The organism is Thermotoga sp. KOL6, assembly GCF_002866025.1.
Lineage (GTDB): Bacteria > Thermotogota > Thermotogae > Thermotogales > Thermotogaceae > Thermotoga.
The window spans coordinates 39,548-50,741 of sequence record NZ_LNDE01000001.1; the positions used below are offsets into that span (position 1 = coordinate 39,548).

At 39.3% G+C, this 11,194-nt stretch carries 10 protein-coding genes; 4 read left to right on the forward strand and 6 right to left on the reverse strand.

Annotated elements, in window-relative coordinates; translation table 11 throughout:
- Positions 1 to 16: 16 nt before the first annotated feature.
- From AS005_RS00205 to AS005_RS00215, 3 genes are read left to right on the forward strand one after another with little or no spacing between them, the layout of a single operon-like run.
- The gene (locus tag AS005_RS00205) at positions 17 to 1,507 is read left to right on the forward strand and encodes a sugar ABC transporter ATP-binding protein (RefSeq protein WP_199203777.1); all 1,491 of its coding nucleotides are present in this window, start codon (positions 17 to 19) and stop codon (positions 1,505 to 1,507) included.
- A gap of 13 nt (positions 1,508 to 1,520) precedes the next feature.
- On the forward strand, positions 1,521 to 2,522 hold the full coding sequence (locus tag AS005_RS00210) for an ABC transporter permease (RefSeq protein ID WP_101509698.1): 1,002 nt from the start codon (positions 1,521 to 1,523) through the stop codon (positions 2,520 to 2,522).
- Entirely contained in the window at positions 2,523 to 3,467 is a 945-nt protein-coding gene (locus AS005_RS00215) for an ABC transporter permease (RefSeq protein ID WP_101509699.1), read from the forward strand.
- Between the two features lie 427 nt (positions 3,468 to 3,894).
- Here the strand turns inward: AS005_RS00215 and AS005_RS00220 are convergent, their stop codons facing one another.
- On the reverse strand, positions 3,895 to 4,077 hold the full coding sequence (locus tag AS005_RS00220) for a hypothetical protein (RefSeq protein ID WP_145998116.1): 183 nt from the start codon (positions 4,075 to 4,077) through the stop codon (positions 3,895 to 3,897).
- A gap of 105 nt (positions 4,078 to 4,182) precedes the next feature.
- Between AS005_RS00220 and AS005_RS08790 the strand changes: the two genes are divergently transcribed.
- Positions 4,183 to 4,323 carry a hypothetical protein gene (locus AS005_RS08790; protein ID WP_158241055.1) on the forward strand — a complete coding sequence of 47 codons (141 nt, stop codon included), beginning with the start codon at positions 4,183 to 4,185 and terminating at the stop codon, positions 4,321 to 4,323.
- A gap of 356 nt (positions 4,324 to 4,679) precedes the next feature.
- Here AS005_RS08790 and AS005_RS00225 read toward each other — a convergent pair whose 3' ends face one another.
- From AS005_RS00225 to AS005_RS00245, 5 genes are read right to left on the reverse strand one after another with little or no spacing between them, the layout of a single operon-like run.
- A complete protein-coding gene (locus tag AS005_RS00225; protein ID WP_101509701.1) occupies positions 4,680 to 6,257 on the reverse strand; it encodes an alkaline phosphatase family protein in 1,578 nt (525 codons plus the stop codon).
- On the reverse strand, positions 6,254 to 7,396 hold the full coding sequence (locus tag AS005_RS00230) for an MBL fold metallo-hydrolase (RefSeq protein ID WP_101509702.1): 1,143 nt from the start codon (positions 7,394 to 7,396) through the stop codon (positions 6,254 to 6,256). Before AS005_RS00230 ends, AS005_RS00225 begins: the two co-directional genes overlap by 4 nt.
- Positions 7,397 to 7,399: 3 nt before the next feature.
- On the reverse strand, positions 7,400 to 8,461 hold the full coding sequence (locus AS005_RS00235) for an ABC transporter ATP-binding protein (protein WP_101509703.1): 1,062 nt from the start codon (positions 8,459 to 8,461) through the stop codon (positions 7,400 to 7,402).
- Positions 8,461 to 10,107, reverse strand: coding sequence for an iron ABC transporter permease (locus tag AS005_RS00240; RefSeq protein ID WP_101509704.1), 1,647 nt, complete (start codon positions 10,105 to 10,107; stop codon positions 8,461 to 8,463). The genes AS005_RS00235 and AS005_RS00240 overlap by 1 nt, the downstream gene beginning before the upstream one ends.
- 43 nt (positions 10,108 to 10,150) lie before the next feature.
- Entirely contained in the window at positions 10,151 to 11,128 is a 978-nt protein-coding gene (locus AS005_RS00245; RefSeq protein ID WP_101509705.1) for an ABC transporter substrate-binding protein, read from the reverse strand.
- Positions 11,129 to 11,194 lie beyond the last annotated feature (66 nt).

An 11,194-nucleotide genomic window follows, 5' to 3' on the forward strand; every position in this document is an offset into this window, starting at 1 on the left:
AAAACGAGGTGATACGTTGTCCAATGTTTTGGTTTCCTTGAGAAATGTGAGTAAAAAATACGGAGGAATTGTTGCGTTGAAAAACGTGGATTTGGAATTGTACAAAGGCGAAATTCATGGACTAGTTGGGGAGAATGGCTCTGGAAAGAGCACACTCGTTAAGGTAATAACAGGTGTTGTCGAACCAGAGCCAGGCGCGAAGATCATCATAGAAGGAAAGGAATATTCGCGCTTAACACCCCTGCTTGCCCTCAAAAAAGGAATACACGTTGTCCACCAAGATTTATCACTCTTTCCCAACCTTACAGTAGCAGAGAACATAGCGATACACATGTACGTTGAGAGAGGAAAAAGCCTTGTCAATTGGAAGGATATAAAGAAAGTCGCGAAAGAAACATTAGAAAAACTTGGAATAGATATCGATGTAGACATAGAAGTTGGAACCCTTTCCCTTGCAGACCAACAACTCGTTGCAATATGCAGAGCCATAGCAGGTGAAGCCAAACTTGTGATCTTGGATGAACCCACCTCTTCTCTCACAAGTAGAGAGGTTGAAAGACTTTTTGATTTTTTGAATCGTTTGAGAGAACATGGAATAACTGTCCTTTTCATAAGTCACAGGTTAGATGAGATCCTCGAGATAACTCAAAGGATCACTGTTTTGAGGGATGGGGAAAAAATAGGAACTTTTGAAAGAAAGGAAATGGACAAGAGAAAACTTGCGTATCTGATGACCGGAAAAGAGGTATCTTACACGTTTTCGGAACGCAGTTTAAAGAGTGAAGAAAAGGTTCTTGAGGTTAAAAATCTCACAAAAATGGGACAATTTGAAAACATCAGTTTTTCACTCTACAAAGGAGAAGTTCTGGGAATAATCGGACCTCGTGGCTCTGGAAGAACAGAACTTGCCCTTTCCCTTTTTGGAATGAATCCACCAGATTCAGGGGAAATATACATAGATGGAAAAAAGGTTGATATAAAAACAAATCAAGAAGCCATTCAGCTTGGTATAGGGTACGTTCCGGAGAACAGGCTTTTACAGGGATTGGTTCTAGACCAATCTGTTGTTCATAACATAGTCATAACGAATCTCAGGAAGTTACTCGGGAAATTCTATTTGATAGATAATACGAGAAAGAAAAGTTTTGCTGAAAATGCCGTGAAAACCTTTGGTATAAAGACATCCAGTATAGAGGTTCCTGTGAAAACTTTATCTGGGGGGAATCAACAGAAAGTGGTCCTTGCAAAATGGATCCTCACTGCTCCTAAGATATTGATTTTAGACGGTCCAACAATAGGGATAGATATCGCTGCCAAAGAGAGTATATACAAATTGATCAGGAAGCTATCAGAAAAAGGTGTAAGCTTGATTCTTATATCGGATGAACCATCGGAAGTTATAAACAACTGTGATAGGATTCTCCTTATGAAAAACGGGAAAATACAGGAGGAGTACTTGCCAGGTCAGATAACGGAAGAAGAATTGGATAGAAAAATTAAAGAATGAAGGGGAGATAACTGTGAATCACTCTTCTTTAAAACGGCTTCTAAGAAGAACCGAGATATATTTATTGGGTATTTTGGTAGTTCTTTCCATAGTACTGGCTATTGTGAATCCAAAGTTTTTAACACTGGAGAACATTTTTGATCTTCTAAGAAACAACTCTTTTCTCGGGATTTTAGCTCTTGGAGAACTTGTCGTTCTGATTTCAGGAGGGATCGACGTATCTTTCACGGCGATCGCTACTGTTTCTCAATATGTCATGGGAGTAATAATAAGCAAGTACTTCATAGATAACATCCTCGTTGCCCTTCTGATACCTATCCCAGTAGGAATATCTCTTGGAGCTATAAACGCTATCCTGATAAATTACACCAAGGTTCATCCTGTCATAATAACTATCTCAAACCTCAACGTTTTTTATGGTCTTCTGATCTTCATAACTGGCGGAAAGTGGATATACAGGTTTCCCCATTCTTTTAGAACATTCGCCAAACTCAAACTGGTGACGTTGGTAAACGAAAGAGGGATAGAGTACGGTCTTTCCGTATTCACAGGTTTCTGGATACTCATAGCCATTCTGACTTGGATTATCTTGAAATATTTTCCAATAGGAAGGAAAATATACGCCGTTGGAGGTAACATGGAGGCAGCTCGAAGAGCTGGTTTCAACATATTCAAGGTACAGTTGTTTGTGTACTGTTACATTGGGGCTTTGGCAGGACTCGCTTCGTTCGTTCAAGCCCAGCTCGCTCAGATAATCCAACCCAACGCGATAGTGGGACGAGAACTCGATGTTCTTGCAGCAGCCATCCTTGGAGGTGCCAGTGTTTTTGGAGGATCCGGCACAGTCATAGGAACCGTTCTTGGAGTTCTTCTAATAGGTATCATCAAAAACGGCTTGATATTGATGAAGATACCCGCTTACTGGCATCAAGTTGTCATAGGTCTAATAATTGTGATAGCAGCGGGTATAACCGCATACCAAAGAAAGTTGAGAAAAAAGAAGGGGCTGGTTTGAATGAAGGTTAGAAACTATCAGATAATCGTTCTAAATAGTATTCTTGTGTTTTTGATAGTTATAATGACTATTCTTACAAAAGGTAGGATACTTCGTCTTGAAAGTTTGCAAGCTGTTGCTTTTCAAATGCCACTTCTTGGACTTTTAACACTCGCTCAGATGGTTCCAATGCTCACAGGCGGGATCGATCTTTCCATAGTATCGAATGCAAATCTTGCGGGAATAATAGTGGCACTGATTCTAACGAAATTATCAGGTTGGTACACTGTACCTCTTGCCATATTAGCAGGAATAGGTACGGCTCTTCTGGTTGGTGCTTTGAATGGGTTTCTTGTGGCTTTCGTTATGATATCTCCCATCATCGCAACTCTTGGAACGATGATTTTGATAAAAGGGATTTCTCTGGGAATAACGAAAGGTTACATAATAGCGGGGTTCCCAAAAGAGTTCCTTTTCATAGGTGATGGAGCGATCCTTGGAATACCAATGCCCTTCATAATCTTTCTTGTTTCCATATTCATGGTGTCTTTACTTTTGAACAAAACCATCTACGGTATCTCAGTCTACATGCTTGGTTCGAACCCGATTGCCACTGAATTTTCTGGTGTTAACATAAAATCGGTTCTTTTCAGAACTTACCTTCTCTCAGGTTTTCTCACAGGAATAGCATCGCTCGTCATGATAGCACGTTTCAACGCAGCGCAAGCTGCCTACGGAGAATCCTATCTCCTCCTCACAGTTCTTGCATGTGTTCTTGGGGGAGTTAATCCTGCAGGGGGTTTCGGAAAGGTTTCAGGCCTTTTCGTAGCTATTATCGTTCTGCAAGTTGTTGCAACGGGGTTTAACCTTCTAAGGCTGAGTTCCCACCTTGCAAACGCTCTTTGGGGACTGATACTGATATTCGTAATAACTATAAACAGAACCATCACAGGAAAATGGATTTGAAAGGATTTCACAACCTTTGTTAGTGAATACTACCACTATTTTCTCTGCTAGTTCTATCACCCGTTGAACATCTTCCTCATCAAAGGTTGTCGAAGGAATCCTCCGGGCAAGGCATCTAGACAACAGATTGGTATGTTGTATTTGTCCAATGAACTGGCTTCTTATCCTATAACTTTGAACTCTTTGTCGAAAGATTGAACATCCTTATATTCCTTCAGTTCCACTTTTCAAGAAAAAACTCTTCAGCACTTTTTCTGTGAATTGTTATGCCAGAAAACATACGATATTGTATCGTTTTCCAAAGAGGTTGAACCTCACATCTTCCATATCCTATAATCCTTGCAAAAGCCAGTGCTTACTTTCTTTGTTTCTCATACAGTATTCTTCAATCTATCAAGAAATCTCTTATATAACGATGAAATCAACATCACTCGATTTGTGAACTTTTCCAAGCATGAAACCAAACTAGAATGACTTTTTCTACATCTAGTTCCACAATCCTTGGTAACAATCTTCTCAAGCTCATTACGAGAACAAAAGAGTATTTCGGAAGAAAACGTTTCAACTTTTCTAACTTTCCATTTCTGTCGAAAAGGTCAGGTCTTCTCATCTTGGATTCATGGAGGAAAAGCAAGGATATATGCTATTGTAACACTTTCAGAAAAATTCAATGAGTGGCTTTAGAAAAAACCATGAAGGAGGTAAGAACCGATTCGTGAAAGAACAAGTAAATACTATCGTATTTGATCTAAGGCGTGTTCTAATCCATTGGAATCCGTATGGATATATGGCGAAACGTTTTGATGAGAAAGCCGCAGGGTTCTTGAATGAGAACATTTTCGATTCTCATGAATGAATGATCATCGACAGAGGAAATTTTGAAAAGAACAAGTTTTGGAAACTCATGATCGATAAGTATCATCAATACAAAAAGTACATTGAGTACACGAAAGACGCATCATTTGATCTTTTCAAACTTATTACAACATAGACTCAAACGCATTCGAAGAAGTGCCCCAAAATTTTGTGTATGTCTTCATTTAGAAAGCTTTGATAATTCTGTTCTTCCCCGTCTTTTCAGCAGTTTGCAGGGAGGCCAGGTAGTATCCTGTAAAGTAACAAAAATCGTTATTCAATACAGGAAAAATTTGGAGATAGACGATTTTGCGTGATTTCGTATATCGATGATCAAAGAGTTTCTTAAATTCATTATCATCTCGAAGAATTTCTATCAACGCTCACTTTTATACCTTTCCCATAAACCAGTGCGTTGTAAGCTATCTTCGTTCTATCGTAGCGTTTGTCCCTATCAAGAGCCCATTTCCTACCAACACCGGTGACTATGTAGACTCCTTCATAACGCTCGACCTTTTCACTCAAGATCCTTAGAAGTTCGGATGCTTTCATATTTTCAACACCGTGGCGGTTAAATATGACATGGATAAATATATCTTTGATACCCATGGATTTTGCTTTTTCAACCAAAGCGATGGGATAATCTATGGTTCCATGAGAACTTTTTGTTGAAAGCATCGATATGAGATGGAGTTTCTTGTTCTTTCTCAAAACTCGTTTGAAGGCTTCCACGAACACCTTTCGTTCGGCGAATGTTCCTTCTTTTAAAGATCTCTCTATGATAACCTCGTCTTGAATAACAACTCTTCCAGCACCTAAATTCATATGACCCGCTTCTGAATTCCCTGGTCTCCCCTTCAAAAGTCCAACATCTTCTCCGGATGCGGAAAGCTCTCCATGTTCGTATTTTTCAATCAGTTCGCACCAAAATTTTGGTTTTGCAATATATATAGGGTTTCTTTCATCTTTAGGCCCTATTCCCCAACCATCCATGATGATGAGAATCACCCTATAGCTTCGCGTGGGTTTTTCAAGAAGAAGGCTCTCAATCATTTCATCAGGTTTTTCAAGTCCCATCAGTTTCAGAACAGTGGGGGCGACGTTCGATATTCTCCCACTTTTCTTAAAAGCGATTTTATCATCTGGAAGGATGAGAAAAAAAGGAACAGGATTCGTCGTGTGACCTAGATTTGGGACAGGAGGATTCAAAGATTTCATACCAAGCTCTATGAGTCCATGATCTGCTGTTATTAAAACCGCATAGTCGTTACTTAAAGCGGTTTTCACTGCTCTTTCAAGCGCTTTGCTTAGATGTTTAACACATTCTACTTTTGGTTCCATATCGGGAAGATGGCCTATTACGTCAGCGTTTGCAAAGTTCACAAGTATGAAATCGTATTCTTTTCTTTTAATTTCTGTGGTTAAAACTTCAACTAATTCGTAAATGGAAAGCTCGGGGATTTTTGAAAGATCTTCAAAACTGGGGGATTCCACTAAAACATCTGTTTCATTCGGAAAAGGAGTTCTCCTTCTTCCATTGAAAAAGAACGTAACATGGGCATATTTTTCAGATTCCGCCATGTGGAGTTGCTTCAGATCGTTTTGTGAAATAACCTCGGATAAAGTGTTCTTAAGGGGAGGAAAATCGAAAGCCACTTTGACATTTTTGAATCTTTCATCGTATTTAACCAAGGTCACAAATTCCAAATCTTTGAATCTCTTAACCCTGAATTTTTCGAAATCTTCCATCACAAAGGCTTCAGTGAGTTGAATTTCTCTTTCACCTCTTCTGCAACAGAAAATCACTGTATCCCCATCTTCTATTCTTCCGAAGGGCTTACCACCTAAATAGGCAACAATAGGTTCTATATCTTCATCTCTTTTTCCAAGCTTATATAGCTCTTCCAGTTTATCAGCTATAAGTGTACCGGTCATAGAATCGCCTCCATGTCGATGAATTCTCCTTTTTTTGGTATCAGAACTTTAGAACCATTCTTTTCGAGGAAACATTTCACACTATCAAGATCTTCTCTTCTCGAATGGAAGGGTATAACAACTCTGGGAGCCACGGTATCAATTATTTTCAAAAGATCTTCAGCATCCGGATGAACCTTCCATACGAAAGAGATCGCCCTTCCATCTTCGTTCAAAAGTTTCCATCCCGGAGTTCCTTCTTCAACGTGTCCAGTGATGACAAAAGTAGTGTTTTTCTCTTCCTTCAACAACTCAAAAAGTATTTTCGATGTACCTGATGTTATCATTCCATCAGTTGCAAGGTATATCCCATAAGGTAATTTTTTCGGAATAGAAGAGTTGATTCCAGACATATCTACTCTCACTTTTGTACTTTCGTGTTTCTCCAAAAATTCAAAACCCTTCAATATATTCTCATCAACAAAGACTGGTTCCATCCCGTTTTCCAAAAGTTTCACTAATATTTCCTGTGATCTTCCAATCTCCGGAACAGGAAGAACTATCCTTTTATCTTTCACATCAAGGAGATTCAAAAGTTCTTCTCTTTTTCTTAGCTTCTTTATCCCGTAAGCTGTATCCACAACTAAAACATCGGCTTTTGGGAATGGGTCAAACGTGTAGAGTGGGGAGTCCAGGGTAACATCTCCTGTGTACAAAAAGGAGTATTTTTTCAAAAAAATCCATCGCGAACCTACCACATGACCGCTTCTTCCAATCTTCACAGGTAAATCCATTGGGCGTTCTTTGAAAACAGGTGAACTTTCAAGGAATCTTTTATACCTTCCTTCGTCCTTCAAAAGTTTTCCAGCTACACTCATCCAATTTCTAACCTGGGATTCCAAGAGAATAGAAGTTGGTTTTGAACAAACAATATAAGAAAAATCAAGAAGGGGGATCGCTCCAACGTGATCCAGATGAGAATGGGAGATAAACAAAAAATCGAGAGGGCCAGATGGTTCCATAGGATACACTTCATCAACATTGCTCCCAAATTTTCGTTTCACGCCATAGTCGAACACGATTCTTTTTTTATCTATCAGTATTTCAAACCCTACTCGCCCTTTTTCACCTACTCCTCCAAGGACTCTGAATTTCAGCATTTTTCAATCCTCCACAATCACTGCCTTCTTTATCTTCAGTTTGACATATTCTCCTTCCTCAAAAATTTGGTACTTAGGAGCTTTGATTCTAATTTCTTTTCCGGCGAAGATGATGTAATCTATGTGATCTCCAAGAAACGTCCTTTTCTTGATCTTGGCTTTGATATTTCCCTTCGGTGTTATCTCCAAATCTTCGGGTCTTATCACAACAGTTACTTCTTTTTTCAAATTTTTCAGCTTGTGACATGCGATCACAATTGGTTTGTCTGCCAGTTCTAAAAGCTTAACTTCGACATCATTTCCGATTACTTCAATTATCTCGCCTTTCAAGAAATTGGATATGCCTATGAAACCAGCTACAAATCTGTTTTTTGGAAATTCGTATATCTCTGCAGGAGAACCTATTTGTTGAATCACACCGTCTTTCAATACGACTATTCTGTCCGACATGACCATGGCTTCGGATTGATCGTGTGTTACATACACAACGGTAACACCTATTCTTCTTTGAATATCCTTTATCTCAAACCTCATTTCTTCTCTGAGTTTTGCATCCAAATTGGAAAGAGGTTCATCCAAAAGAAGGATTTTTGGAGAGTAAACCAAAGCCCTTGCAAAAGCCACCCTTTGTTGTTGTCCTCCAGAAAGTTGGTAGGGAAAGCGCCCTTCAAGTCCTCTTAATTTCACTACTTCTATTATCCTTTCAACTCTTTCCTTTATCTCATCTTTTGGCATTTTCCTTATTTTCAGAGGATAGGCTATGTTGTCGAAAACACTCATGTGAGGCCACACAGCATAATTTTGGAAAACCATACCGATGTTCCTCTCTTCGGGAGGAACGTTGATTTTCCTTACCTTTGAGAAAACGCATTTCCCGTTTATGAGTATCTCTCCGGAAGAAGGAGACTCAAATCCTGCTATCATCCTGAGAGTTGTAGTTTTACCACATCCAGAGGGCCCTAAGAGAGTCACGAATTCTCCGTCTTCTATTCCTAAGTTCAAATTCTTTATGACATGATTTTTTCCGAAGAATTTCTCTATTTTGTTTAAAACTATCCTGGCCATCAGGTTCTCTCCCTTCCGAGGAGATATCTGTTCACGACATATTGAAGAATAAAAGCTATTACAAGGACAAAAACTGCAAAAGCAGATGCCATTTGATACTCTCCGCCCTCTTGGAGTTCGTAAATCGTAACTCCTATTGTTCTTGTCTGAGGACCGTACAGTAAAATCGATATAGTGAGTTCTCTGAAAGTCGGCATGAAAACAAGAGCCCACGATGAAAGTAGGGCGGGTTTCAATATGGGAAAGGTTATATCTTTCAGAACTCTTAGTTGCTTGGCACCAATCGATCTTCCAGCTTCTTCAAGAGATTCATGAATCTGCCTTACAGCTCCAGAAACCGTTCTTACGGATAAAAACATGTACCTAGCGGTATAAGCAACGATGATTATCCACATTGTGTTGTAGAGGTTTATACCAAACTTACTGGACCACATGAGTATCATGGCAACTGCAAGAGCAGTTCCAGGGATGGCTTGAGGAAGGGTCGACAACCCATCCATAAATTTCGAAACTAGACTCTTAACCCTCACCGAAAGGTATGCAACTACGGATCCCAATATAGTAACGAAAGTTGCGGAAAGTATGGCGAAGACAAAACTGTTTCTAATTGCGCTCTTCGTGTTCTCATCGACGAAAAGAACTTTGTAAAAATTTCCAAAAGTAAAACTTGAGAATTTAAAGGGAAGCCCCCATGCTTTCCAAAGCGATGTCAGAGAGAGAGAGAAAAGAGGTAGAAAAACTGCAAAGATAACAAAGATCCAAACTGCAAAGCTTGTGATCATCTTGAATTTCCCAAGTCTTATCTCAGTTGGTCTTGTAGATTTCCCAGTTATGATTGTGAATTTGGATTTTGAAACGAAAAGGTTGTTCAACGTGAGTCCTGTTATTGCTATACCTACCAATATCACAGAAAGAGAAACTGCTCTGCTTAATCCTTTTTCCGTTCCCGATGCTATGTAGGACATTATCCTCGTGGTAAGAACATGAATTCTAGCAGGCATTCCTATCAGAGCCGGTATTCCAAAATTCGCGGACGTCATTGCAAATACCAAAAACGCACCTGATAGTATACTGGGAAGAACTAAAGGAAGAGAGATCGTTCTCATAACCCTGAAAAGTCTAGCGCCACACACCCTACCTGCTTCCTCCAAAGATGCGTCCATACTCATAAGGGCCGTGTGAACAGTTATGAAAACAGGTGGATACATATACATTGTCATCACAAGAACGAGACCAGGAAAGGAATGGACATTGAAGAGAATATGACCGAAGAATTTTTCCCATAATTTATTTAAATAACCTGCCCTTCCAAAAAGAAACATCCATCCCATAGCGCCTATGAAAGGTGGTATCATGTAAGGCACCATGAGAAGTGTTTTTAGAATCGATTTCCCGGGAATATCCGTTCTTGCGATAAGCCAAGCAAGGACAGATCCTATAAGAGTGGCAAAGAATGTGGTTGAAATTGCAAGATATAAGGTGTTCAAAGCACTTTTTATGTTGCTTTTTCTGGTGAAAGTATCGATGTAATTTTTCAGAGTGAATAACGCTTCTTCTCCTTTGAAACTATCCAAAAATAGAAGAATCAATGGAATAGCTATCAAAATGAACATGACAACAAAGGTGATCCATAAAAGAACTTTCACATTACCACCTCTGTTGAAAAAAGGGAGGGACTCCCTCCCAACTTTACTCAAATATGTCGGAGAAGGTATTTTTTATATCGTCGGAACTGTCTTTCAAATCTTCCCAATCAACCGTGTAAGATTTCTTGATAAGCTCTTCCAGTTTTGGAGCACCTTCAGGCATCTCAACATCAGCCCTTACGGGGATTAAACTGCCCTTTTCAACTAGAATCCTCTGCCCCTCTTTTGATAAGACAAAATCAACAAACTTTTTAGCTTCATCCGGATACTTTGTTGTTGCAATTATACCAATTGGGCTCCATATAAGAATGTTGTTCTTTTCAGGATACACGAGGTCTACGGGAGATCCCTTAGATTTTAAAGACCTTATCATGTAATCCAAAACTATCGCGATTTTGTAAGAACCGTTTGCTAGTTCTTGAGATGCTGTCTTATTTGAACTCACAATTGTCAAACCATTTTCAGAGAGTTTTTCGAGGAAATTCCATCCGTAAAGTTTTACCATGGCGTAAAGCCAAACAAGATTTGTTCCCGAATACAGAGGTGAAGCACTCACTATCGAGTTTTTGTACTCACTTCTCAGAAGATCCTCCCATTTTTTTGGTACGTTTTCCTTTTTCAAAAGATTGGTATTGTACGCGATGATAACGGACATTATTCTGGTCCCAGCGAAGTAACCATCTTTATCTTTGAATGAATCTGGTATATTCACGGATTCTGGCGATGTGTACTTCATGAGAAGGTTCTTTTCCTTAAGATAGATATAATACGATGGATCCGCAGTCCACAAAATATCTGCTTTTATTTCTCCAGCTTTCATTTCAGCGAGAATTTTGGCGGTGACTTTCGATGTTCCTGATCTCCAAACGATCACGTCGATATTAGGATACAACTTCTCAAAAGCTTCTTCCACTTCAGTTACAATAGACGAAGGAACGGATGTGTAAAGAGTTATCTGAGTTTTCGGGAAAACATAAGAAAGAGCTAGTGCAATCACCAAAAGAACAACGAACTTTTTCATCCTATCTCCCCCTTTTGAATAGCTTACACATTTAAAATTATACTCAATCAATGATTATCAAAAGTT